This is a genomic window from Kitasatospora sp. NBC_00374 (assembly GCF_041434935.1).
Classification (GTDB): Bacteria; Actinomycetota; Actinomycetes; order Streptomycetales; family Streptomycetaceae; genus Kitasatospora.
In genome coordinates this window covers 6,024,953-6,047,929 of record NZ_CP107964.1, presented here as the reverse complement: position 1 = coordinate 6,047,929, position 22,977 = coordinate 6,024,953, and the positions used below count along the sequence as shown (strand labels likewise).

Sequence of the window (22,977 nt, the reverse complement as noted above, 5' to 3'; positions counted from 1 at the left end):
TGCTCAGTGACCCATGCCCAATCCGCCGTCGACGGGAATGACGGCTCCGGTGATGTATGCGGCCTCGTCCGAAGCGAGGAAGCGCACGGCCGAGGCGATCTCGGCGGGCGCGGCGTAACGGCCGAGCGGCACGCCGGCGACGATCTCCGCGCGGCGCTCGTCGGTGAGCACGGCGGTCATGTCGGTGTCCACGAAGCCCGGGGAGACCACGTTGACGGTGATGTTGCGCGAGCCCAGCTCACGGGCCAGCGAGCGGGCGAAGCCGACCAGGCCGGACTTGGACGCGGCGTAGTTCGCCTGGCCGGGCGAACCGGTCAGGCCGACCACCGAGGAGATCAGCACGACACGGCCCTTGCGGGCCCGCAGCATCTTCGCGGAGGCGCGCTTGACCACCCGGAAGGTGCCGGTGAGGTTGGTGTCCAGCACCGAGGTGAAGTCGTCCTCGGACATCCGCAGCAGCAGGGTGTCCTTGGTGATGCCGGCGTTGGCGACCAGCACCTCGACCGGGCCGTGCGCGGCCTCGATCTCGGTGAACGCCGCGTCGACCTGCGCGGCGTCGGTGATGTCGCAGCGGACTGCGAGCACGTCGAACTTGGCCAGCTGCTCCGGGACCTCGCCCGAACGGCTGGTGATCGCGACCTTGTCGCCGGCCTCGGCGAAGGCCTCGGCAATCGCGAGGCCGATGCCCCGGTTGCCTCCGGTGACGAGAACCGAGCGGCTCAACGGTCCACCTCTCTCCTAGTTGACCTGCATGCGTACGCACTGTGACGGTATCGGTCCCGCCGAGGGCACGGCCCCTACGGCTCCGACAGGTCCGCCACACGGTATCTGTCGCTTCCCGACAATACGTACGCCCCGGACCTGGCCCGACGCACCCCCGAGAGGGAACCATGGACCGGTCACACCCGTTGCTCACTGGGCCCCCGGACCACCCGGAGGCCCCGCGAGGGATCCGGCCCGGCGGCCGGGAACGAGACAAGGGAAGCGGAACGCGGATGAGCAAGCACCCCCGAAGCAGTGGTGGCGGCCGACGTGCCCGACTGCTGGCCCTGACCGCGCTGGCCACCGCGGCCGGCGCCGCCGCCTGGTCGCTGCGCGACCTGCCGGCCGCGTTCGGCCGCCGGCCGGACGGCACCCGGGACGCCCGGGTCCGCAACTCCCCGCAGTTCCGCGACGGCGTCTTCCACAACGCCCCGAGCACGCTGGCCCAGCAGGAGCCCGGCCGGCCGGACGGCGACACCTTCCGCCGGATGCTGCTCGACGACCGCGCCGCACGCCGCCCCAGCCTGCCGGTGCCGATGGAGCGCTCGTCCGACGGCTCCACCCGGCCGGCCGCCGAGGGCGTCGAGGTGGTCTGGTACGGCCACGCCTCGGCGCTGGTCGAGGTCCAGGGCACCCGGGTGCTGATCGACCCGATCTGGTCCGACCGCTGCTCCCCCGTCCACCAGCTCGGCCCCAAGCGGCTGCACCCGGTGCCGGTCGCCCTGGCCGAGCTGCCGCCCGTGGACGCCGTGCTGATCTCGCACGACCACTACGACCACCTCGACATGGCGACCGTCAAGCAGCTGGTGGAGCTGCAGTCGGCGCCGTTCGCGGTGCCGCTCGGCATCGGCGGCCACCTGCGCCGCTGGGGCGTGCCCGAGCACCGCATCATCGAGCTGGACTGGGACGAGACCTGCACCCTGGGCGAGCTGACCCTCACGCTGACCTCGGCGCACCACTTCTCCGGCCGCGGCACCACCCGCAACACCACGCTCTGGGGCTCCTGGGTGATCGCCGGCCCCTCCCGCAAGGTCTACTACACCGGTGACTCCGGCTACTTCGAGGGCTACGCCCGGATCGGCGAGCAGCACGGCCCGTTCGACGCGGCCCTGGTCCAGATCGGCGCGTACGACGTGGCCTGGCCGGACATCCACATGACGCCGGAGGACGCCGTCCGGGCCCACCTGGATCTGCGGGCCGAGCTGCTGATACCGGTGCACTGGTGCACCTTCAACCTGGGCCTGCACCCGTGGGCCGAGCCGGTGGAGCGGCTGCTCGCGGAGGCCAAGGCCCAGGCCGTCCCGCTGGTGGTGCCGCGCCCCGGCCAGCGGGTCGACGTCGACAACCCGCCGGAGCTCGACGGCTGGTGGGAGACGGTGGTCTGACACGTCGGCGGCCCGGCTCGGGGCGGCACCCGGTACGGCTCCGGGTGCCGCCCCGCCGTCCGCGCGGGCCCGCTGACACGCCGACGGGAAATCCGCTTGGCGCCCAATCCTCTGGACAGGAATGATGCGATGCGGGCGCCCCTGTCCCGGGGGCGGCCGCCGTTCACCCGACCCAGGGAGCCTGATGCCGCCCACCTCCAGCGCCGGCGCGCCGAACAGCCGTGCCGTCGATCCGCTGTTCCTCGCCTACCCGCTGCGCACCCTCGCCGACGCGGCCCTCACCCGGGCCCGCGAACTCGGCGCGGCCCACGCCGACTTCCGGCTGGAGCGAGTCCGCAGCGCGTCCTGGCGGCTGCGCGACGCCCGGCCGTCCGGCAGCTCGGACACGGTGCAACTCGGCTTCGCGGTAAGGGTGTTGCTGGACGGCGCCTGGGGCTTCGCGGCCGGCGTCGACCTGACCGCCGCCGCGGCGGCCCGGGTCGCCGAGCAGGCGGTGGCGGTGGCCCGGCTGTCGGGCGGGATCAGCCGGGCGGCCGGCTCCGAGGACCTGGTCGAGCTCGCGGACGAGCCGGTCTACACCGACGCCACCTGGGTCTCCTCGTACGAGCGCAACCCGTTCGAGGTACCGGACGCCGAGAAGACCGCGCTGCTCGCCGACTGGAGCGGACGGCTGCTGGCCGCCGACGGTGTCTCGCACGTCACGGCCTCACTGCTGACCGTGCAGGAGAACAAGTTCTACGCGGACACCGCGGGCACCGTCACCACCCAGCAGCGGATCCGGCTGTACCCGCAGCTGGAGGCCACCTCGGTCGACGAGCGCACCGGCGCCTTCGACTCGATGAGCACCATCGCACCGCCGGCCGGCCGCGGCTGGGAGTACCTGACCGGCACAGGCTGGGACTGGAACAGGGAGCTGGCCGAGCTGCCCGAGCTGCTGGCCGAGAAGATGAAGGCCCCCGGCGTCGAGCCCGGCAGCTACGACCTGGTGATCGACCCGTCCAACCTGTGGCTCACCATCCACGAGTCGATCGGCCACGCCACCGAGCTGGACCGCGCGCTCGGCTACGAGGCCGCGTACGCCGGCACCTCGTTCGCCACCTTCGACAAGCTGGGCTCGCTCAAGTACGGCTCCGAGCTGATGCACGTCACCGGCGACCGCACCGCCGAGCACGGCCTGTCCACCATCGGCTACGACGACGAGGGCGTCGCCACCCAGTCCTGGGACCTGGTCAAGGACGGCGTGCTGGTCGGGTACCAGCTGGACCGCCGGATGGCGAAGCTCAAGGGCCTCGGCCGCTCCAACGGCTGCGCCTTCGCCGACTCCCCCGGCCACGTGCCGGTGCAGCGGATGGCCAACGTCTCGCTCCAGCCGGTCGAGGGCGGCCCGGACACCGAGGGCCTGTTCGAGGGCGTGGAGAAGGGCCTGTACATCGTCGGCGACCGCTCCTGGTCGATCGACATGCAGCGCTACAACTTCCAGTTCACCGGCCAGCGCGCCTTCGCGATCAGGAACGGCCGGCTGGCCGGCCAGGTCAAGGACTTCGCGTACCAGGCCACCACCACCGACTTCTGGGGCTCGATGAGCGCCGTCGGCGGCCCGCAGACCTACGTCCTCGGCGGTGCCTTCAACTGCGGCAAGGCCCAGCCGGGCCAGGTCGCGGCGGTCAGCCACGGCTGCCCGTCCGCGCTGTTCCGCAACGTCAACGTGCTCAACACCCAGCAGGAGGCCGGTCACTGATGTCCGACACCACCCACCGGCCGCACGAGCTGGTCGAGCGCGCCCTGGAACTGTCCCGCACCGACGGCTGCGTGGTGATCGCCGACGAGGACTCCACCGCCAACCTGCGCTGGGCCGGCAACGGCCTCACCACCAACGGCGTGACCCGGGGCCGCCGGCTCACCGTGATCGCCACCGTGGACGGCGCCGAGGGCACCGCCTCCGGCGTGGTCTCCCGCGAGGCCGTCACCCGGGACGAGGTGGAGAGCCTGGTCCGGGCCGCCGAGGCCGCCGCCCGCGACGCCGGCCCGGCCGAGGACGCCCGGCCGCTGCTCGCCGGCCGCCCCGCCTCGCCCGACTTCGCCGACGCCCCGGCCGAGACCTCGGCCGAGGTCTTCGCCGCGTTCGCCCCGGCCCTGGGCGAGGCCTTCGCCCGGGCCCGCAAGAACGGCGAGCTGCTCTACGGCTTCGCCCGGCACGAGCTGACCACCAGCTACCTGGGCACCTCCACCGGCCTGCGGCTGCGCCACGAGCAGCCCACCGGCACCGTGGAGCTCAACGCCAAGACCGCCGACCTGACCGGCTCCGCCTGGGCCGGCGCCGCCACCCGCGACTTCACCGACGTGGACGTCGCCCAGCTGCACTCCCGGCTCAGCCGGCGCCTCGGCTGGGGCAGCAAGCGGATCGACCTGCCGGCCGGCCGCTACGAGACCCTGCTGCCGCCGTCCGCGCTGGCCGACCTGATGGTCTACCTGAGCTGGTCGGCCGGCGGGCGGGACGCCGCGGAGGGCCGCTCGGTCTTCAGCCGGCCCGGCGGCGGCACCCGGATCGGCGACCGGCTCAGCGAGCTGCCGCTGACCCTGCGCTCCGACCCGGCCGAGCCGGGGCTGGAGGCGGCGCCGTTCCTGCTCGCGCACTCCTCGGGCGACAGCGCCTCGGTCTTCGACAACGGGCAGCAGCTCGCCCCCACCGAGTGGATCCGCGGCGGCGAGCTGGCCAACCTGTCCACCACCCGGCACTCGGCCGGCCTGACCGGCCTGCCGATGCGGCCGCCGATCGACAACCTGGTGCTGGAGACGGCCGACCAGGCCGCCGCCCCCACCCTGGAGGAGATGGTCGCCCGCACCGAGCGCGGGCTGCTGCTCACCTGCCTCTGGTACATCCGCGAGGTCGACCCGGCCACCCTGCTGCTCACCGGTCTGACCCGGGACGGCGTCTACCTGGTCGAGAACGGCGAGGTGGTCGGTGCGGTGAACAACTTCCGGTTCAACGAGTCGCCCGTCGACCTGCTCGGCCGGATCACCGAGGTGGGCCGCACCGAGCGCTGCCTGCCCCGCGAGTGGAGCGACTGGTTCACCCGCGCCGCGATGCCGCCGGTCCGGGTGCCGGACTTCAACATGAGCTCGGTCAGCCAGGCCTCCTGACCGGGAGGCCAGCAACGCAGGAGGAGAAGGAGAAGGTGGACGAGAAGCAGACCGTCCGGGTGTCCAAGGCGCTGTCACGGGTGCTGCGGCACGACCCCGACTCGATCGGGATCAGGCTGGACGCGGCGGGCTGGGTGCCGGTCGACGACCTGCTGGCGGGCCTGGCCCGGCACGGCCGCGGGGTCAGCCGGGCCCAGCTGGACCACGTGGTGGCGACCAACAACAAGCGCCGCTTCGCCTTCTCCGAGGACGGCCGCTCGATCCGGGCCAGCCAGGGCCACACCGTCGAGGTCGACCTCGGCCTGCCCGCCGCCGTCCCGCCCCCGGTGCTGTACCACGGCACCGGGTCGCGGACGGTGGGGATCATCCTGCGGGAGGGCCTGCGCCCGATGGCCCGGCGGGACGTCCACCTCTCCGCGGACACCGAGACGGCCGTACGGGTGGGGTCCCGGCACGGCCGTCCGGTGGTGCTGGTCGTGGACGCGGCCGCGATGGCGGCGGCCGGCCACGAGTTCCGGGTCAGCGCCAACGGCGTCTGGCTGACCGACGCGGTGGCGCCGGAGTACCTGACCCAGGCCCCCTGACGCGGGCGCGGGGCGCGGCGGGGCGGGACTCGCCGCGCACCCGCGCTGCTCCCCCGCCCCCTGGCGGCGTACCGTGAGGATGCCGCAGCCCGGCCGTGGGTGCGGAGACGGACGAGGGCGGTAGACATGCGCAAGAGCGAGGACGACGGGCAGGTCTTCCGGATCACCGGGGCCCGGACCAGCCTCTCCGAGGACGTCCGGGGGCGCCAGCGGCGCTATGTGATCTCGATGCTGATCCGCACGGTCTGCGTGCTGCTGGCCGTGGTGATGTGGGACGTGCAGCGGTACGTGGCCTTCGTCGCGCTGGCCGGCGGGGTGCTGCTGCCGTACTTCGCCGTGCTGGTCGCCAACGCCGGGCGGGAGCGGGCACCCGGACTGCCGAGCACCTTCGCGGTACCGCCGGAGGTTCCGCTGATGCTCGGGCCGGGCGGCACCGGCGGAGGCGGTCGGTCCGCCGAGGGCCACACCCCCGAATGAGAATTGCCGACGGGGCTCATCCCGGTCTGTCCGTTTATCTGACCGATTGCCCGGCAGAAAGCTCAGAGCAACCTCAGATTAATCATGAAAGAGGGCCCCACGAGGGGTCCTGGCCGTGCCATACTGCGTAGGCGCTCCGCATCCCCCGTCGGAGCGACAGACCGACGCCGGGCAACTCCCCCCGTGGTTGCCCGGCGTCGTCATTCCCGGATCCGGGCGCACGGTCGGGTGCGGGCAGCCGACCGACGAGTGCGAGACTGGCGTGACTGACCACCGCCAGCGCTTCCCGGGACGGCACTCACCATGGACACCCCCTCGCTCGGACTCTTCGGCTCGGCGGACGGCCCCGAGGGCCCGCCGGTCTGCTCCGGCAAGGGCTGCCGCCGGCCTGCCGTCTGGGTCCTGGTGTGGAACAACCCGAAGCTGCACACCCCGGAGCGCCGCAAGACCTGGCTGGCCTGCGAGGACCACCGGGAGCACCTGTCGCAGTTCCTGAGCGTGCGGGGCTTCCTCAAGGAGGTCGTCGCCCTCGACGCGTTCGAGGGCTGACCGACGGGTCGCCGGGCCCGCGCGGACGCGCCGCTCAGCCGCCGATGGCGGACATCGGGCGGTCCGGCTGATGGAACTCCGGGGCGTCGATACCGGCGCCCGCCTTCTTGCCCCACATGGCGGTACGCCACAGCTCGCCGATCTCGGCGTCGCCGGCGCCGGAGCGCAGGGCGGTCCGCAGGTCGGTCTCGCCGGTGGCGAACAGGCAGTTGCGGATCTGTCCGTCGGCGGTGAGCCTGGTCCGGTCGCAGGCGCTGCAGAACGGCCTGGTCACCGAGGCGATCACGCCGACCCGGTCGGGCCCGCCGTCGACCAGCCAGCGCTCGGCCGGGGCGGCGCCGCGGGCGGCGGACGGTTCGGGGGCCAGGGTGAAACGCTCGCGCAGCCGGTCCAGGATCTCCCCGGCGGTGATCATCCGGGAGCGGTCCCAGCCGTGCTGGGCGTCCAGCGGCATCTGCTCGATGAAGCGCAGCTCGTACCCGCGCTCCAGGCACCAGCCGAGCAGGTCGGCCGCCTCGTGGTCGTTGACGCCGCGCATCAGCACGGCGTTGAGCTTGACCGGGGTGAGGCCGGCGGCCTCGGCGGCGGCCAGGCCGTCCAGGACGTCCTGGTGGCGGTGTCGACGGGTCAGGGTGTGGAAGGTGTCCGGGTCCAGGGTGTCCAGCGAGACGTTGACCCGGTCCAGGCCGGCCTGCCGCAGAGCCTCGGCGGTGCGGGCCAGGCCGACCCCGTTGGTGGTCAGCGAGAGCTCGGGGCGCGGGTCCAGCCCGGCGCAGGCGGCGACGATGCCGACCAGGCCGGGGCGCAGCATCGGCTCGCCGCCGGTGAAGCGGACCTCGCGTATGCCCAGGTCACGGACGGAGATCCCGACCAGCCGGACGATCTCCTCGTCGGTGAGCAGCTCGGGCTTGGCCAGCCACTGCAGGCCCTCCTCTGGCATGCAGTACGTGCAGCGCAGGTTGCACCGGTCGGTGAGGGAGACCCGCAGGTCGACGGCTTGACGGCCGAAGGTGTCCAGCAGCATGACGGCTCCCTTCCCGGAAGTGCGACCGGCCCGGCCGCCTGGTGGGGCGGGCCGGGCCAGCTTAGCCGTGGGCGGGCGGCGGCCTCGGCCGCCGTTCGCCTAGTGGGCGCCCAGTCCGGTCAGCGAGCGGACCTCCAGTTCAGCGTACTTCGCCGGGTCGGCGCTCTCCCTGGAGAGCAGGGTGCCGAGCCACCCGGCCAGGAAACCGACCGGGATGGAGACGAGTCCGGGGTTCTCCAGCGGGAACCAGTGGAAGTCGCTGTGCGGGAGCAGTGAGGTCGGCTTGCCGGAGACGACGGTGGAGAAGACCACCAGCAGCACCGAGCTGACCAGGCCGGCGTAGACCGAGCTGACCGCGCCGACGGTGTTGAAGCGCTTCCAGAACAGCGAGTAGAGCAGGGTCGGCAGGTTGGCGGAGGCCGCGACGGCGAAGGCGAGCGCGACCAGGGCGGCGGTGTTCAGCTTGTCGGCGAAGATCGACAGCACGATGGCGACCGCGCCGATCGCGACCGCGGCCAGCTTGGCCGAGCGGATCTCCTCCTTCTCGCCGGCCCGCCCCCGCCGGATCACGTTGGCCCACAGGTCGTGGGCGAAGGAGGCCGAGGAGGCGAGGGTGAGGCCGGCGACCACGGCCAGGATGGTGGCGAAGGCCACCGCGGAGATCACCGCGAGCAGGACCGCGCCACCGGTGCTGCCGGAACCGCCGCCGAGGTACTCGGCGAGCAGCGGGGCCGCGGTGTTGCCGGCCGGGTTCGACTTCTTGATCACACCCGGCCCGACCAGGGCGGCGGCGCCGAAGCCGAGGGCCAGCGTCATCAGGTAGAAGCCGCCGATGATGCCGATCGCCCAGAGCACCGACTTCCGCGCGGCCTTGGCGGTGGGCACGGTGTAGAAGCGGACCAGGATGTGCGGGAGTCCGGCGGTGCCGAGCACCAGGGCGAGGCCGAGGCTGAGGAAGTCGAGTTTGCTGGTGTCGCTGGCCCCGTACTTGAGGCCTGGTTCCAGGAAGCGCGAGCCGTTGCCGCCGGCGTCGGCGGCGGCGCCGAGCAGGCTGGAGAGGTTGAAGTGGTACTTGGCCAGCACCAGGACGGTCATCAGTCCGGCTCCGGCGATCAGCAGCACGGCCTTGACGATCTGCACCCAGGTGGTGCCCTTCATGCCGCCGATCACCACGTAGACGACCATCAGCGCGCCGACGGCGACCACCGTCCAGCGCTTGGCGGAGTCGCCGCTGACGCCGAGCAGCAGGGCCACCAGGGAGCCCGCGCCGACCATCTGGGCCAGCAGGTAGAAGATCGACACCACGATGGTGGAGATGCCGGCGGCGGTCCGGACGGGGCGCTGGCGCATCCGGAAGGCCAGCACGTCGGCCATGGTGTAGCGGCCGGAGTTGCGCAGCGGCTCGGCGACCAGGAGCAGCGCGACCAGCCAGGCGACCAGGAAGCCGATCGAGTAGAGGAAGCCGTCGTAGCCGTACAGGGCGATGGCGCCGGCGATGCCGAGGAAGGAGGCGGCCGACATGTAGTCGCCGGAGATCGCCAGGCCGTTCTGGAAGCCGGTGAAGCCGCGGCCGCCAGCGTAGAAGTCGGAGGCGTCCTTGGTCTGGCGGCCGGCCCAGACGGTGATGCCGAGGGTGGCGAGCACGAAGACGCCGAACAGCGTCATGGTCAGGCCGCGGTGCTCGGTCGCGGAGCCGGCGGCCAGCAGGGTGGTGGTCATTCGGCGGCCTCCCGGGTGTGCTGCTCGCGGATCGCGGTGGCCGCGGGGTCGAGCCGGCGGTCCGCGTAGGCGGCGTACCAGGCGGCGATGGCGAAGGTGCTGGCGAACTGGAGCAGGCCGAGGGCCAGGGCGATGTTGATGTGCCCGAACAGCTTGGTGGCCATGAAGCCGGGGGCGTAGCTGGAGAGCAGGACGTAGAGCAGGTACCAGAGGATGAAGCCGGCGGTGACGGGGAAGGCGAAGCCGCGGAAGGAGCCGCGCAGCTGGCGGAACTCCTCGCTCTGTTCGATGGACGGGAGCGTGTCGGGCGGTGCTGGACGGGCGGTCGGCGGGGTGTCCACGCGGTGTCTCCTGGGGTCAGCGGGTGCACTGGTGGAACGATCGGACGTGAGGGGCGTCACAGTCGCGGTGTGCCGCTGCATGCTAGATCCGCTCCGGGGCTTCGACCAGACTCCGCGCAGAGTCGGCCCACGTGTACACCTCAAATGGCCGAAAAGCATCGAAACGGCCGACGGGGCGCCACCGGCCTGCGGTGGCGCCCCGTCTGAGCGGTGGTCGGCTGGCTGCGGTCAGCGGACCGCGGTCACAGCGCGATCCGGACCTTCAGCGCCGAGCGGTCGTCCATCGCGCGGTAGCCGTCCGGCACGCCGTCCAGGCCGACGGTTCGGTCGAACACCAGGCCGGGCTCGATCGCGCCGGAGAGCACGTCGGCCAGCAGCTCGGGGATGTACGCGCGGGCGGGGGCCACGCCGCCGCACAGCCGGACGTTCCGGTCGAACATCTGGCCGACGTCCACGCCGGCGCTGCCGCCGTGCGGGACACCGACGTAGCCGACCGCGCCGCCGTCCCGCGTGATCGAGATCGCGGTGCGCATCGACTCCTCGGTGCCGACCGCCTCCAGGACGGCGTGCGCGCCCCGGCCGCCGGTCAGCTCCCGGACCACCTCGACGGCCGCCTCACCGCGCTCGGCGACCACGTCGGTGGCCCCGAACGCGCGGGCGATGTCCGTCCTCGCCCGGTGCCTGCCGAGCGCGATGATCCGCCCGGCGCCGAGCCGGTGCGCGGCCAGCACACCGCACAGCCCGACCGCGCCGTCGCCGACCACCGCGACCGTGGAGCCCGGCCTCACCCCGGCGCTGACCGCCGCGTGGTGCCCGGTGGCCATCACGTCCGAGAGCGCGAGCAGGCTCGGCAGCAGCTTCTCGTCACCCGCGGCGTCCTTGGGCAGCCGGACCAGCGTGCCGTCCGCGAACGGGACCCGGACCGCCTCGCCCTGGCCGCCGTCCGAGCCGACCGAGCCCCAGAAGCCGCCGTGCGGGCAGGAGGTCTGCAGGCCCTCGCGGCAGAACTCACAGGTGCCGTCCGACCAGACGAACGGCGCCACCACCAGGTCGCCGCGGCGCAGCCCCGGCACCTCGGGGCCGACCTCCTCGACCACACCGAGGAACTCGTGCCCGATCCGCTGGCCGGGCTGACGGGCGGCGACCCCCCGGTACGCCCAGAGGTCGCTGCCGCAGATACAGGCGTTCACCACCCGCACCACCGCGTCGGTGGGCTGCTGGATCCGGGGGTCGGGCACCTCCTCGATCCGGATGTCGTGGGGGCCGTGGATCACGGTGGCGCGCATGGGGGTGTCCTTTGCGAATGCCGCCGCCCCGGGGTGCGAGCGGCGTGGGAGAGCTTCGACCGGTAGTACGACCGCTCCGGCGCCCACTCTATTCCGGGGTGTGGTGCACACCACCGCTCGGCACGGATCGGCCACCGCGGTCGGTGACGGCCCTTAAGCTGGTTGACCATGCACGCGATCCAGTCACCGTGGGACGGCTCCGCCCTGCCTGTTCCGTTCCCGGCGCAGCGCACCGAGGAGCACGGCCGGGGCTTCGCCGTGGTCGACGTCGAGACCACCGGGCTCGGCCGCTCCGACCGCGTCATCTCGGCCGGTGTCTACCAGCTCGACCAGCACGGCGAGGTGACGGACCACTGGTACACCCTGGTCAACCCCGAGCGGGACCCCGGCCCGGTCTGGATCCACGGACTGACCAGCGCGGTGCTGGCCGGCGCGCCGACCTTCCCGGAGATCGCCGAGGAGCTGGCGGCCCGGCTGGACGGCCGGGTGATGGTGGCCCACAACGCGCTCTTCGACTGGAACATGATCTCCCGCGAGTACGCCCGGGCCGGACTGCGCGCCCCCGTCGAGCACCGGATCTGCACCATGGTGCTGGCCCGCGACCTCGCCCTGCCGCTGCCCAACGGCAAGCTCTCCTCACTGGCCGAGTACTTCGGCGTCCAGCAGCGCCAGGCGCACAACGCGCTGGACGACGCCCGGGTGCTGGCGGAGATCTTCCGCCCGAGCCTGCGGCTGGCCCGCCAGGCCGGCCTGCCGCTCCCGCTGACGACCTGTGTCGCCGTCACCGACCTCGGCGAGGAGACCCCGGCACCGCAGCGTGGCTCGTGGAGCTCCTCGTACCGGCCCGGCCGGAAGCGGCCGCCGTGCCCGTACCCGAACCCGGGGCGCTGGGTGGACGGACGGCCGCTGATGCAGGGCATGCGGGTGGCGATCACCGGCGACACCGCCACCGACCGGGAGCTGCTGGAGGACCGCGCGATCGAGGCCGGGCTGCACATCGCGAGCTCGGTGAGCCGGCTCACCAGCCTGCTGGTGACCAACGAGCCGGGCAGTTGGAGCGGCAAGGCGCGCAAGGCGCGGGAGCACGGCACGCCCGTGGTCGGCGAGGACGCCTTCCTGCAGCTGCTGCGCGAGGTCGTGCCGCACCCCGGTGTCTGACGTGCGTGTGAGGTGGGCGTAGCGTGCCGGGTGTGTACCGTTTTCTGCTCTCCCGGCGCTGGGCGATCATCACATTGATCGCGCTGCTGTTGATCCCCGCCATGATCCGGCTGGGCTTCTGGCAGCTGCACCGGCACGAGGCCCGGGTCGCCCGCAACGAGCTGATCGCGCGCAGCCTGACCTCGCCCGCGGTGGCCTTCGACACGCTCTCCGCCTCCCCCGGCTTCGCGGTGCCCACCGAGCTGACCTGGCGGGCGGTCACGGCGACCGGGCAGTACGACCCGGCGCACGAGTTCGTGGTGCGCGGCCGCACCGAGCCCGGCGGCAGCAGCATCGGCTACTTCGTGGTCACCCCGCTGAAGCTCGCGGACGGCCGGGGCGAGGTCCTGGTCAACCGCGGCTGGGTGGACTCGGGCACGGACGCCACCAGCTATCCGCAGGTCCCGGCCGCGCCGGGCGGCGAGGTCACGGTGACCGGCCGGATGCGGGCCGACGAGACCACCGCGAGCAGCGGCATCAAGGAGCGCGGCAGGCTGCCGGACCGGCAGTTCAAGCTGATCAACAGCGGTCAGCAGGCCGGGTCCGGCGGCGAACGCGTGCTCGGCGGCTACCTGGAGCTGGTCTCCACCTCCCCGCAGCCGGCCGACGGCCCGGTGCTGCTCGCCGAGCCCAACCACTCCGACATCGGGCCGCACATGGCCTATGCGGTGCAGTGGTGGCTGTTCTGCGGCCTGGTGCCGGTGGGCCTGGTGGTGATGGCCCGGCGCGAGGCTCGGGAACGCGCCGCCGAGGCCCGGTCCGCGGCCGAACCGGAACTCGTCGACGCATAGACCCGGTGGCTCGCGGACAGACTCGGGAGATGTCACAGAGCACTCCCGTCTCACCCGTCACCGCCGCCGACGTCGACCTGTCCGTCGCGCTGGCACTCGAAACCCTGCGCGAGGCCGACCCGACCGGCTGGGACGCCCCCGCCGGGCCACTGGAGTGGGACTGCTGGGAGACCGCCGAGCATCTCGCCGACGACCTGTTCTGCTACGCGGCGCAACTGACCACCGCTCAGCCGCAACTGCACGGGTACATCCCGTTCGAGATCTCCGCCCGCCGCGAGGGCGGCCCGCGCAACGCCGTCGCCGCCGACCGGAAGGCCGGGCCGGACGGGCTCCTCCAGGTGCTCGACACCAGCGGCGGCCTGCTGTCCGCCGTGGTCCGGGCCACCCCCGCCGGACGCCTGGGCTACCACCCGTTCGGCGTGTCGGACCCGGAGGGCTTCGCCGCGATGGGCGTGGTCGAGGTCCTGGTCCACCTGGACGACCTGGCCCGGGGCCTCGGCCTGCGCTGGCGCCCGCCGGCGGACCTCTGCGGCCGGGTGCTGACCAGGCTGTTCCCCGACGCCCCCACCGGCACCGAGCCCTGGCCGACCCTGCTCTGGGCCACCGGCCGCGGCGAGCTGCCCGGCCGGGCCCGCCTCACCTCCTGGCGCTGGGACAGCCGCCCCCGGCGGTAGCGCCGACCCGGCCGCGCGGCCCGCCCCGGCAACCGAACGGGCGTCCGGCGGCGTCGGGACCTGTGTGATCGAAGCCGTTCTGAGTGCCTCCCCGCTGTTCTGGCCCGGTGTGCTCTGCTCGCTGCTGCTGGCCGCCCTGCTGAGCCGCCCGGTGGGCCGCCTGCTGCGCGCCCACCGCGCCGCGGGCTTCCTCTCCGTGCTCGCCCTGGGCGGGATCATCACCCTCACCCTGCTGCCGGACACCCGGCTGCCGCTGTGGGAGAACGCCAGATACGCGGTGCAGCAGTGCAGCTTCGACCGGGTCGGCCCGCACCCCCTGGCCGAACTGTTCACCGCCACCCAGAGCAGCCTGAACGTGGCGCTGTTCGTGCCGCTCGGCCTGACCGCCGCGCTGGCCGGCACCTGGGGCCGCCGGATCGCGGCCGGCTCGGTCGCGGCCCTGATCCCGCCCGCGGTGGAGGCCACCCAGTACGCGATCCCGGCGCTCGGCCGCGCCTGCGACGGCCAGGACCTGCTGGACAACTACTTCGGCCTGGCACTGGGTCTGGTCCTGGGCGCTCTGGCCGGCCCGATCGCCCGGGCCCTGGTCCGCTCCCGCCGCCGTGCCGCCCACGGCCGGGCCTGACCGCCGTACCCCGCCGCCCGGTGGACCGGGCAGGATGGGGCCCATGGATCTCGGACTTCACCAGAAGGTGTACGTAGTCACCGGCGCCACCCGCGGCCTGGGCCTGGCCTCCGCGCGGGAACTGGTCGCCGAAGGCGCCCGGGTGGTGCTCAGCGGGCGGACCGAGCAGTCGGTGGCCACGGCCGTCGACGCGCTCGGCGGCCCCGAGCACGCCCACGGCGTGGTCGCCGACAACGGTGACCCCGCGACCGCCGACCGGCTGGTCGGCGCGGCCCGCGAGCGGTTCGGCCGGCTCGACGGCGTCCTGGTCAGCGTCGGCGGCCCGGGCGCGGGCCCGGTCTCGCAGATCGAGGACGACGCCTGGCGCGGCGCCTTCGAGTCGGTCTTCCTCGGTGCCCTGCGGATCGCCCGGGCCGCGGCCGCCGCGCTCGACGAGGGCGGCGTGATCGCCTTCGTGCTGTCCGGCTCGGTCCGCGAGCCCATTCCCGGCCTCGGCATCTCCAACGGCCTGCGCCCCGGCCTCGCGATGGCCGCCAAGTCGCTCGCCAACGAGCTCGGCCCGCGTGGCATCCGGGTGATCGGCCTGCTCCCGGGCCGGATCGACACCGACCGGCTGCGCGAACTGGACGCGCTCGGCGGGGACCCGCAGGCCGCCCGGGACCGGGCCGCCGCGACGATCCCGCTCGGGCGCTACGGCAGGCCGGAGGAGTTCGGCAGGGTCGCGGCCTTCCTGCTCTCCCCCGCCGCCTCCTACCTCACCGGCGTGATGGTCCCGGTGGACGGCGGCGCGCTGCACGGGCTCTGACCTTCCGTCAGGTCACCCGGGGGCTGCGACGGCCGCGGGTGCGGGCCGGACGCCGGCCCGCGACCCGCAGCCGCAGCTCGGAGCGCAGGTCCGCCAGCCCCAGACTGCTGCGCACCTGGGCCAGCGGGCCGGCCGAGTAGTCCGTCAGCAGGGCGCCCGGGGCCCCGCCCGCCTTCAGCCGGACCGCCGCCCGGACCACCACCGGCCGCCCGCGGCGGCGGCCCACCAGCCGGACGGTGACCCGCTCGACCCCGGGCAGCGCGACCGTACCGGTCTCCAGCGCGTCCTCGACCGCGCGACCGCGCACCCGTACCGTCGTCGCGGCGGCGGGCGGGGCCAGCTCCAGCGAGCCCGGCCCGGTCCGCCGCAGCTGCGTGAACAGCCACGCCAGGGCACCGGCGACGATCACCGCGGGAACGGCGATCGCGACCGGCCACCACCAGGCCCGGTGCACCCAGCGGGTCCGGGCGGCCTCGCCGAGCAGCGGGTGGTCCGGGGTGAGGTACGGCCACCGCCGCGGCATCGAGAGGTGGACCCGGGCGTACAGGTCCAGGCCCCCGGCCAGCACCAGCAGTCCACCGGCCAGCAACAGCACCCCGACCACGGCCAGCACGGTCCGGTTCACGGCGGTTCGGCTCACGGTCGGGCCTCCTGGTGCGACTGCTCCCCGGTCTGCGGCTGGTCCACGGTGTACGGCCGGTCCACGGCGTGCGGGTGGTACGGGCGGGGCCCCCGGGTACGGACGTCGAGCCGGTTGGGCTCCGCCAGCGGGATCCGGGCCAGTTCCGCCCGCAGCGCCTTCTGGACGCCCACCGGATCCGCCGCTCCGGTGATCCGCACGCGCGTGCGGCCGCGGCCGACCCGGACCTGGACGGCCTGCACCTGGGGCAGCTCGGCCGCCCGGTCCGAGATCAGCGCGGCCACCCCGGAACGGTCGATCAGCGCGCCCGGCACCCGCAGCGGCAGCCAGCGCCGTTCCCCGGCCGCGAAGGCCTGCCAGAGCAGCAGCAGCCCCAGCAGCACCGCGACCCCCGCGCCGACAAGCACCCAGGTGTCGTCCAGCTGCCGGTCGGCCAGCTCCCGGGCCACCCGGGCCCGCCAGGGCCTGGCCCGGTGACCGGTACGGACCGCGATCACGTCGTAGAGCAGTGCGCCGGCCAGCACCAGGACGGCCACCACCACGACGAAGGTGAGGGCAGTCCGCGGCGAGCGCGGAGCGGTGATCTTCGGCCGCCGCTCGTCCGGCAGCTCCTCGGCGGGCCGGGTCTCCGCGGGCGGCGTCTCGGCCGGTCGCTCCTCGGGGCTCACCGGCCGCCCCCCGCCGACAGCAGCCGCTCGACCAGCACGGTGACCTCGCCCACCGGCGTCCCGGTCAGCCCGGAGACCTGCGCGGCCGCCGCGTCCCGGGCGGCGCGGGCGAGGGCCGCCAGGTCGGCCGGAAAGGGCAGTTCCAGATGCAGGGTGAGCCGCGCCGTACCGTGCAGGATCTGGACCGAGACCCGGGGCGGGGCGCCGCGCTCGGGCCGGCCGGCCCAGTGCCCGGCCAGTTCCCGCTGCACCGCCTGCGTGGCGATCCGGACGAACACCCGGTCGGCGATCCGCAGTTCACCTCTCCGAGCGGGCACCGGCAGGGCGCCGGACGAGGTCGGCGTGGACATCAGCGCCGCCGGTCGCGGCTGCGCAGCAGGTCACCGAGATCACTCAGGTCCAGGTCGCCCTCCAGCACCCGGCCGACCACGAAGCCGACCACCCCCAGGGCCGCGACCAGCAGAAAGGCGGCGAAGCCGCCGAAGTATCCGGCGAAGCCCAGGGCCATCCCCGCCAGCATGCCCGCCAACGCCAGATTCATCCGGTTCTCCTCGTCTGACGGGTCCTACTGGACCCGGGGGCGACTGACGGAGGAGACGGTCTCCTCCTCCTCGGCCTCGTCCGGCTCGTCGGGCAGGTGGACGTCGTTGACGGCGATGTTGACCTCGACCACCTCCAGGCCGGTCATCCGCTCCACGGCCGCGATGATGTTCTCCCGCACCTCGGCCGCCAGTCGGGGGATGACCACCCCGTACTCGACCACCAGGGCGATGTCGATCGCCGTCTGCCGCTCGCCGACCTCCGCCTTGATCCCGCGGCCGATGCTCGACTTCCCGCCGGGGACGCGGTCCCGCATCGCGCTGAAGGTCCGCGAGAAGCCGGAGCCGAGCGCATGGATGCCGGCGACCTCCCGGGCGGCCATCCCGGCGATCTTCTCGACCACGCCGACGGCCAGTGCCGTACGGCCCCGCTCGGTCGTCACGGTGCGGCCGGTGCCGTGCTCGGGGGCGCTCTTCTGGAGGTCGGCGGGGGTCGGGGTCTGCGGCATGGCGGTCTCCTGGGGTCGCGATCCAGCTATATCGCACATCGGTCTCAACGATGACATTTCGCCCTCACCCCCGCGCGTCGCACGCAGCCCCGGACAGCCCTGGAACGGCTCGGGCCCCACCCCCCGGTCGAGCAGGGGGCAGGGCCCGGACGTCCGCGGGGTCGGCCTCAGTCGCCGAGGCCGGCCAGGTCGCGCAGCCGACGGGCCTGGGCCGCCCGCTCGGCGGCCCGCTGCTCCTCGTACGAGCGGCCGGCGGCGCCCTGGAGCAGCGCCTTGGTCTCGGTCACCGCGCTGCGCGGGGCGGCGAGCAGGGCCGCGGCCAGATCCCGGGCGGCCTCGTCCAGCTCGGCGGCCGGCACCGCGATGTTCGCCAGGCCGGTGGCCACGGCCTCCTCCGCACCCACCCAGCGGCCGGTCGCGCAGATCTCCAACGCCCGTGCGAAGCCGACGAGTTCGGTGAGCGGCTTGGTACCGGCCAGGTCGGGGACGAGGCCGAGCGAGGTCTCCTTCATGGCGAACTGGACGTCCTCGGCGACCACCCGGAGGTCGCAGCCGAGGGCGAGCTGGAAGCCGGCGCCGACGGCGTGGCCCTGGACGGCGGCGATGCTGACCAGGTCGGGGCGGCGCCACCAGGTGAAGGCCTCCTGGTAGCCGGCGATGGCCTCGTCCAGGTCCTTGTCCTCCGCGGCGGCCAGCTGGAGGAAGGTGCGCTCGCCGGGGATCCCCTCGGGGGTGAACATCGCCCGGTCGAGCCCGGCGGAGAAGGAGACCCCCTCGGCGCGCAGCAGCACCACCCGAACGGTGCCGGGCAGGCTCCGGCCGACCGCGGCGAGTGCCCGCCACATCGCGGGGCTCTGGGCGTTACGCCGTTTGGCGTGACAGAGCGTCACCAGAGCCAGCTCGCCGTCGAGCTCCAGGCGGACGCCGTCCTCTTCCCACTGCTGCGAGTCGGGGTGGGCTGCGGGCGCGGTCATAGGGGGTACCTCCAGCAAAGGGGCAATTAACCTACTGGAGAGTAACAAAGTGCCGGACGGGCCGACAGGGCCGACTTCGCGAGGGGTCCGGAAAACGACGATCGGCGGCCCGGGAAACCCGTCCGCCGATGCGTCTGGAACTGTCGACTGCGCGTTCTGCTGTGTGCCGCGCCCATACGCGCAGTGCCGGAGCGGCGACCCGGGCAAAAGCCGCCGGCTGATGTGATGGAGAGTCAGGAACCCGCAGCGGCAGTAGCCTTGCTCTTGCCACGCGTCGCACCGCCGCGGCCGCGGAGATTGACCCCGGACTCACTCAGCATGCGGTGCACGAAGCCGTAGGAGCGGCCCGTCTCCTCCGCCAGCGCGCGAATGCTCGCCCCGGAGTCGTACTTCTTCTTCAGATCGGCCGCGAGCTTCTCACGCGCGGCACCTGTCACCCGGCTGCCCTTTTTCAGAGTCTCGGCCACCCGTGCCTCCTCGTAGCTGTGCTCGGTCAGATTCCCATGATCACCCATAGCCAGGCTCCTGGCCACCCATTCGACAAGGTCGATACCGGGAAAGCGCAGTCTGCCGGTGGTGCTCGCTCCGCACAAGGGCGCTCACACAGGGTGCACGCGCCCCCCGCATTCCGCGTCTCCGGCGATGAATCTGCTGATCAGAACGGGCAGCCCCGCCGCAAACCACGGCGGGGCTGGGTCAAACGGAATCCCCGGCTCTGGGATTCCCGGGGATCACCGAAGCTGAGTTTTTCTCAGCCGGACAGCGGATCCGGCGTCTACCCGGCCCCTGGTCCCCGCCCGAGCGGCGGAGCCTCACCGGACGGCACAGGACCGGGCACAGGCTCGGGCGCAGGCTCAGGCGAGCGAGACCAGGTCGTGGTACGCCGGGCTCCAGAGGTCCTCGACACCGTCGGGCAGCAGGATGATCCGCTCCGGCTGGAGCGCGTCCACCGCACCCTCGTCGTGGGTCACCAGCACCACCGCGCCGCTGAACGAGCGCAGCGCACCGAGGATCTCCTCGCGGCTGGCCGGGTCGAGGTTGTTGGTGGGCTCGTCGAGCAGCAGCACGTTGGCGCTGGAGACCACCAGCGAGGCGAGCGCCAGCCGGGTCTTCTCGCCACCGGAGAGCACACCGGCGGGCTTGTCGACGTCGTCGCCGGAGAACAGGAACGAGCCGAGGATCTTGCGGATCTGCACCAGGTCGGTGTCCGGGGCGGCCGAGCGCATGTTCTCCAGCACCGAGCGCTCGGGGTCGAGCGTCTCGTGCTCCTGAGCGTAGTAGCCGATCTTCAGACCGTGGCCGGCGATCACCTCACCGGTGTCCGGCTCCTCGACCCCCGCCAGCATCCGCAGCAGGGTGGTCTTGCCGGCGCCGTTGAGGCCGAGGATGACCACCCGGGAGCCGCGGTCGATCGCCAGGCCCACGTCGGTGAAGATCTCCAGCGAACCGTAGGACTTGGACAGCCCCTCGGCCGTCAGCGGGGTCTTGCCGCACGGGGCCGGGTCGGGGAAGCGCAGCTTGGCGACCTTGTCCGAGACCCGGACCTGCTCCAGGCCGGCCAGCAGCTTCTCGGCCCGGCGGGCCATGTTCTGCGCGGCGACGGTCTTGGTCGCCTTCGCCCGCATCTTGTCGGCCTGCGAGTTGAGGGTCGCGGCCTTCTTCTCGGCGTTGGCGCGCTCGCGCTTGCGGCGCTTCTCGTCGTCCTCGCGCTGCTGCTTGTACTGCTTCCAGCCCATGTTGTAGATGTCGATGGCCGCGCGGTTGGCGTCCAGGTAGAAGACCTTGTTGACGACGGTCTCGACCAGGTCGACGTCGTGCGAGATGACGATGAAGCCGCCCTTGTAGGTCTTCAGGAAGTCGCGCAGCCAGGCGATCGAGTCGGCGTCCAGGTGGTTGGTCGGCTCGTCCAGCAGCAGGATGTCGGCGTCCGAGAACAGGATCCGGGCCAGCTCGACCCGGCGGCGCTGGCCACCGGAGAGGGTGTGCAGCTCCTGGCCGAGGATGCGGTCCGGCAGACCGAGCGCGGCCGCGATGGTGGCGGCCTCGGCCTCGGCGGCGTAGCCGCCCTTGGTGAGGAACTCCGTCTCCAGCGCGGAGTACTTCTTCATCGCCTTATCGCGGGTGGCGCCCTTGCCGTTCGCCATCCGGTCCTCGTTCTCGCGCATCTTCTTCAGCACGGTGTCGAGGCCGCGGGCGGAGAGGATCCGGTCGCGGGCCAGCACGTCGAGGTCACCGGTGCGCGGGTCCTGCGGAAGGTAGCCGACCTGGCCGGAGTTGGTCACCGTGCCGCCGGCCGGCAGGCCCTCGCCGGCCAGCACCTTGGTCAGGGTGGTCTTGCCGGCGCCGTTGCGGCCGACCAGGCCGATCCGGTCGCCCGGGGCGATCCGGAAACTGGCGGACTCGATCAGGACGCGGGCGCCGGCGCGCAGCTCCAGGGCGGTGGCGGAAATCATGGCTGGGAATACTCCTGAGACGTGGGCATGGCTCGGCGGCCGGGCGGGAAGGGGGGGCGACACACGCGATCGGCGGCCCGGCCCGTCGAGGGCCCGGCCGGGTGGCGCTAATGCCCGAGGAGAACAGCCATGCCGACAGTCTACCGGGCCCCGCCGCGGGCCCCGGAGGAGAGCGTGAGCGGCCCCCGGCGGGCACCGGCCGGTGCCGGGGGCTCAGAGCCGGGGGTCAGGGCCGGGAGTTGAGGGCCGGACGTACGCCGGACGTGCAGGGCCGGGGTTCAGGGCCTGGGGCAGGCGTCCTTGGCCGGGACGGCGGCGAACGGCGCACCGGTGGCACCGCAGACCGTCTCGGGAGCCCCCTTGCGGGTGTCGAAGACGTGGCTGCCCACGATCGGGCCGTCGTCGATGGTCACCCGGTGGCCGTCGACGCGGCGCAGCGCGACGTCGGGGCCGGCGTTGAGCAGGGCGGTCTGGCCGCCGTCCAGCTCGAAGACGCTGATCCCGCCCGGGAGGGCCCGGCCGAGGCCGTCGGTGGTGCAGGTGCGCGGGGTCAGGACGGCGTCGTCGGTGTGCACCGCGCGCAGCGGGTCGAAGGTGCAGCCGGCCTGCGGGCGCGAGTTGAACCGCAGGTCGCCGTCGCGGTCGCGGAAGCCCATGGTCAGCGAGGGGGTGACGATCGCCACCCAGGCCTCGGCGACCGAGGCCGGCTGGAGTGCGGCGGCGGCCCGCTTGACGGCGGTCGCTCGGCGGTCGGTCTCGGTCCGGTCGGCGGCGCCGGGCTCGCCCTCGGCGCGCAGCCAGTCGGCCAGGCCCGGTACGGCCCGGTGCCAGCGGACCGAGTGGTCGCTCGGGCGGACCGAGGTGATCAGGCCGTCGTCCCAGACCACCACGGCGCTCTCGCCGGCCATCGCCAGGTGCAGCGCGGTCGCGCCCTCCCGGCGGTAGGACCACAGGTGCTCGCCGGTGGCCGGGTTGTAGGCCTCCAGGCCGGGCCCGACCTTGAGCTCCATCCCGCCGGTGTCCAGCGACTGCGCACCCACCGGGCTGGCGTCCGCACCACCGGGCTCGGCCACCCGGTCGCCGAACGGCACCGGCCGGTTGGCGTGCGCGGCCGCGCCCGCGCCGAGGACCAGCAGGACGGCGAGGGCGGGCAGAGCCGATCGGGGTGTGAGGCTGCGCAGCGGATTCCAGGACACGGGCGGAGCGTACCTCCCGCACGCATGTCCGTCAGCTCGACGCGGCCGCGCCCCCGGGCGGGCGGCCGGCCCCGCGGCACCACGGTACTCCGCCGCTCACCTGCGGTTGTCAACGGGCGGTGCGCAGGGCCCGAGGCCGATCTGCCCTTCGGCAGGCTGGACGGACTGTTACAGAGGTGATACAGGATGCCGTTCGACGACGATGCACCCCTGGGCACCTCGCAGGTTCAGGACCGCCCGGGGGATTTCCGGCGGGATGCCGACGGTCGGTGGCGGCGCGGCGGGACTGGACCTGCCGGCCGACCGCTACACCGGGGTGCCCCTCGCAGCTGACGGACGCGGACACCACCCGGGCGCTGGACGCCGCGTCGGCGGTCGGCGGTCGGCGGTCGGCGACGACCGGATCCGGCAGCGGGCCACCGGCCGGGTCAACCCCGGGGCCTGGACGCCCGGTTCCTCCGCGCAGCGCAGACCGTGGTCCACCACCGGGTACCGGACCCGAGACCCGACGCGGTGCACGCCGTGCCGCGGGCGGCCGACGGTGCTCGCCGCCGGTCGTCAGTGCGAACTGCCACTTTGGAGTGACATGGGGCTTTTCTGACGGCTTGTGGCCGTACTGTCGGGTGAGCCGTTCCCCG

Annotated in this window: 26 protein-coding genes; 12 read left to right on the top strand and 14 right to left on the bottom strand. The window is 73.5% G+C overall.

Annotated features, from left to right (window positions below):
• Positions 1-3: 3 nt before the first annotated feature.
• Entirely contained in the window at positions 4-723 is a 720-nt protein-coding gene (fabG, locus tag OG871_RS27005; RefSeq protein WP_371500109.1) for a 3-oxoacyl-[acyl-carrier-protein] reductase, read from the bottom strand.
• Between the two features lie 272 nt (positions 724-995).
• Between fabG and OG871_RS27000 the strand changes: the two genes are divergently transcribed.
• From OG871_RS27000 to OG871_RS26975, 6 genes are all read left to right on the top strand, one after another.
• Positions 996-2,147 (top strand): MBL fold metallo-hydrolase, encoded by a 1,152-nt coding sequence (locus tag OG871_RS27000; RefSeq protein ID WP_371500107.1) that lies wholly within the window; start codon positions 996-998, stop codon positions 2,145-2,147.
• A 184-nt stretch (positions 2,148-2,331) separates the two neighbouring features.
• Positions 2,332-3,885: a TldD/PmbA family protein gene (locus tag OG871_RS26995; RefSeq protein ID WP_371500105.1), complete on the top strand. Its 1,554-nt coding sequence runs from the start codon at positions 2,332-2,334 to the stop codon at positions 3,883-3,885.
• Positions 3,885-5,288 (top strand): metallopeptidase TldD-related protein, encoded by a 1,404-nt coding sequence (locus OG871_RS26990; protein ID WP_371500103.1) that lies wholly within the window; start codon positions 3,885-3,887, stop codon positions 5,286-5,288. The genes OG871_RS26995 and OG871_RS26990 overlap by 1 nt, the downstream gene beginning before the upstream one ends.
• A 35-nt stretch (positions 5,289-5,323) precedes the next feature.
• The gene (locus OG871_RS26985) at positions 5,324-5,872 is read left to right on the top strand and encodes an RNA 2'-phosphotransferase (RefSeq protein WP_371500101.1); all 549 of its coding nucleotides are present in this window, start codon (positions 5,324-5,326) and stop codon (positions 5,870-5,872) included.
• 126 nt (positions 5,873-5,998) lie between these two features.
• Positions 5,999-6,349 carry a DUF3099 domain-containing protein gene (locus tag OG871_RS26980; RefSeq protein WP_371500100.1) on the top strand — a complete coding sequence of 117 codons (351 nt, stop codon included), beginning with the start codon at positions 5,999-6,001 and terminating at the stop codon, positions 6,347-6,349.
• A gap of 303 nt (positions 6,350-6,652) precedes the next feature.
• Entirely contained in the window at positions 6,653-6,898 is a 246-nt protein-coding gene (locus OG871_RS26975; protein ID WP_371500099.1) for a hypothetical protein, read from the top strand.
• 34 nt (positions 6,899-6,932) lie between these two features.
• On the opposite strand, the gene moaA is transcribed toward OG871_RS26975, so the two are convergent.
• From moaA to OG871_RS26955, 4 genes are all read right to left on the bottom strand, one after another.
• On the bottom strand, positions 6,933-7,922 hold the full coding sequence (gene moaA, locus OG871_RS26970) for a GTP 3',8-cyclase MoaA (RefSeq protein WP_371500098.1): 990 nt from the start codon (positions 7,920-7,922) through the stop codon (positions 6,933-6,935).
• Between the two features lie 99 nt (positions 7,923-8,021).
• Positions 8,022-9,641 carry a cation acetate symporter gene (locus OG871_RS26965; RefSeq protein ID WP_371500096.1) on the bottom strand — a complete coding sequence of 540 codons (1,620 nt, stop codon included), beginning with the start codon at positions 9,639-9,641 and terminating at the stop codon, positions 8,022-8,024.
• A complete protein-coding gene (locus OG871_RS26960; protein ID WP_371500094.1) occupies positions 9,638-9,982 on the bottom strand; it encodes a DUF485 domain-containing protein in 345 nt (114 codons plus the stop codon). Before OG871_RS26960 ends, OG871_RS26965 begins: the two co-directional genes overlap by 4 nt.
• A gap of 242 nt (positions 9,983-10,224) precedes the next feature.
• Positions 10,225-11,268: a zinc-dependent alcohol dehydrogenase family protein gene (locus OG871_RS26955; RefSeq protein WP_371500092.1), complete on the bottom strand. Its 1,044-nt coding sequence runs from the start codon at positions 11,266-11,268 to the stop codon at positions 10,225-10,227.
• Positions 11,269-11,436: 168 nt separating this feature from the next.
• Between OG871_RS26955 and OG871_RS26950 the strand changes: the two genes are divergently transcribed.
• The 5 genes from OG871_RS26950 (at position 11,437) to OG871_RS26930 (ending at position 15,360) form a co-directional block, all read left to right on the top strand.
• Positions 11,437-12,426 (top strand): DEDDh family exonuclease, encoded by a 990-nt coding sequence (locus OG871_RS26950; protein WP_371500091.1) that lies wholly within the window; start codon positions 11,437-11,439, stop codon positions 12,424-12,426.
• Positions 12,427-12,458: 32 nt separating this feature from the next.
• Positions 12,459-13,256: an SURF1 family protein gene (locus OG871_RS26945; RefSeq protein ID WP_371500089.1), complete on the top strand. Its 798-nt coding sequence runs from the start codon at positions 12,459-12,461 to the stop codon at positions 13,254-13,256.
• 29 nt (positions 13,257-13,285) lie between these two features.
• Entirely contained in the window at positions 13,286-13,930 is a 645-nt protein-coding gene (locus tag OG871_RS26940) for a hypothetical protein (RefSeq protein ID WP_371500087.1), read from the top strand.
• 64 nt (positions 13,931-13,994) lie between these two features.
• Positions 13,995-14,555 carry a VanZ family protein gene (locus tag OG871_RS26935; RefSeq protein ID WP_371500085.1) on the top strand — a complete coding sequence of 187 codons (561 nt, stop codon included), beginning with the start codon at positions 13,995-13,997 and terminating at the stop codon, positions 14,553-14,555.
• A 43-nt stretch (positions 14,556-14,598) separates the two neighbouring features.
• Positions 14,599-15,360, top strand: coding sequence for an SDR family oxidoreductase (locus OG871_RS26930; RefSeq protein ID WP_371500083.1), 762 nt, complete (start codon positions 14,599-14,601; stop codon positions 15,358-15,360).
• A 7-nt stretch (positions 15,361-15,367) separates the two neighbouring features.
• On the opposite strand, the gene OG871_RS26925 is transcribed toward OG871_RS26930, so the two are convergent.
• The 9 genes from OG871_RS26925 to OG871_RS26885 all read right to left on the bottom strand — a co-directional run bounded on the left by OG871_RS26925 (position 15,368) and on the right by OG871_RS26885 (position 22,339).
• On the bottom strand, positions 15,368-16,000 hold the full coding sequence (locus OG871_RS26925; RefSeq protein WP_371500081.1) for an alkaline shock response membrane anchor protein AmaP: 633 nt from the start codon (positions 15,998-16,000) through the stop codon (positions 15,368-15,370).
• Complete coding sequence (locus tag OG871_RS26920) at positions 15,997-16,668, bottom strand: DUF6286 domain-containing protein (protein ID WP_371500080.1); 672 nt, start codon at positions 16,666-16,668, stop codon at positions 15,997-15,999. Before OG871_RS26920 ends, OG871_RS26925 begins: the two co-directional genes overlap by 4 nt.
• Positions 16,665-17,018, bottom strand: coding sequence for a hypothetical protein (locus tag OG871_RS26915; protein WP_371500078.1), 354 nt, complete (start codon positions 17,016-17,018; stop codon positions 16,665-16,667). Before OG871_RS26915 ends, OG871_RS26920 begins: the two co-directional genes overlap by 4 nt.
• Positions 17,018-17,209 (bottom strand): hypothetical protein, encoded by a 192-nt coding sequence (locus tag OG871_RS26910; protein ID WP_371500077.1) that lies wholly within the window; start codon positions 17,207-17,209, stop codon positions 17,018-17,020. The genes OG871_RS26915 and OG871_RS26910 overlap by 1 nt, the downstream gene beginning before the upstream one ends.
• Before the next feature lie 24 nt (positions 17,210-17,233).
• On the bottom strand, positions 17,234-17,716 hold the full coding sequence (locus OG871_RS26905) for an Asp23/Gls24 family envelope stress response protein (protein WP_371500076.1): 483 nt from the start codon (positions 17,714-17,716) through the stop codon (positions 17,234-17,236).
• Positions 17,717-17,883: 167 nt separating this feature from the next.
• Positions 17,884-18,690, bottom strand: a complete 807-nt coding sequence (locus tag OG871_RS26900; protein ID WP_371500074.1) for an enoyl-CoA hydratase/isomerase family protein — start codon at positions 18,688-18,690, stop codon at positions 17,884-17,886.
• A 233-nt stretch (positions 18,691-18,923) separates the two neighbouring features.
• Positions 18,924-19,157 carry a helix-turn-helix domain-containing protein gene (locus OG871_RS26895; protein WP_179419346.1) on the bottom strand — a complete coding sequence of 78 codons (234 nt, stop codon included), beginning with the start codon at positions 19,155-19,157 and terminating at the stop codon, positions 18,924-18,926.
• A gap of 387 nt (positions 19,158-19,544) precedes the next feature.
• Complete coding sequence (abc-f, locus tag OG871_RS26890; RefSeq protein WP_371500072.1) at positions 19,545-21,143, bottom strand: ribosomal protection-like ABC-F family protein; 1,599 nt, start codon at positions 21,141-21,143, stop codon at positions 19,545-19,547.
• Between the two features lie 278 nt (positions 21,144-21,421).
• Complete coding sequence (locus OG871_RS26885) at positions 21,422-22,339, bottom strand: hypothetical protein (RefSeq protein WP_371500071.1); 918 nt, start codon at positions 22,337-22,339, stop codon at positions 21,422-21,424.
• Positions 22,340-22,541: 202 nt separating this feature from the next.
• Here OG871_RS26885 and OG871_RS26880 point away from each other — a divergent pair, with 202 nt between their 5' ends.
• The gene (locus tag OG871_RS26880) at positions 22,542-22,940 is read left to right on the top strand and encodes a neutral zinc metallopeptidase (RefSeq protein WP_371500069.1); all 399 of its coding nucleotides are present in this window, start codon (positions 22,542-22,544) and stop codon (positions 22,938-22,940) included.
• Positions 22,941-22,977: the final 37 nt, after the last annotated feature.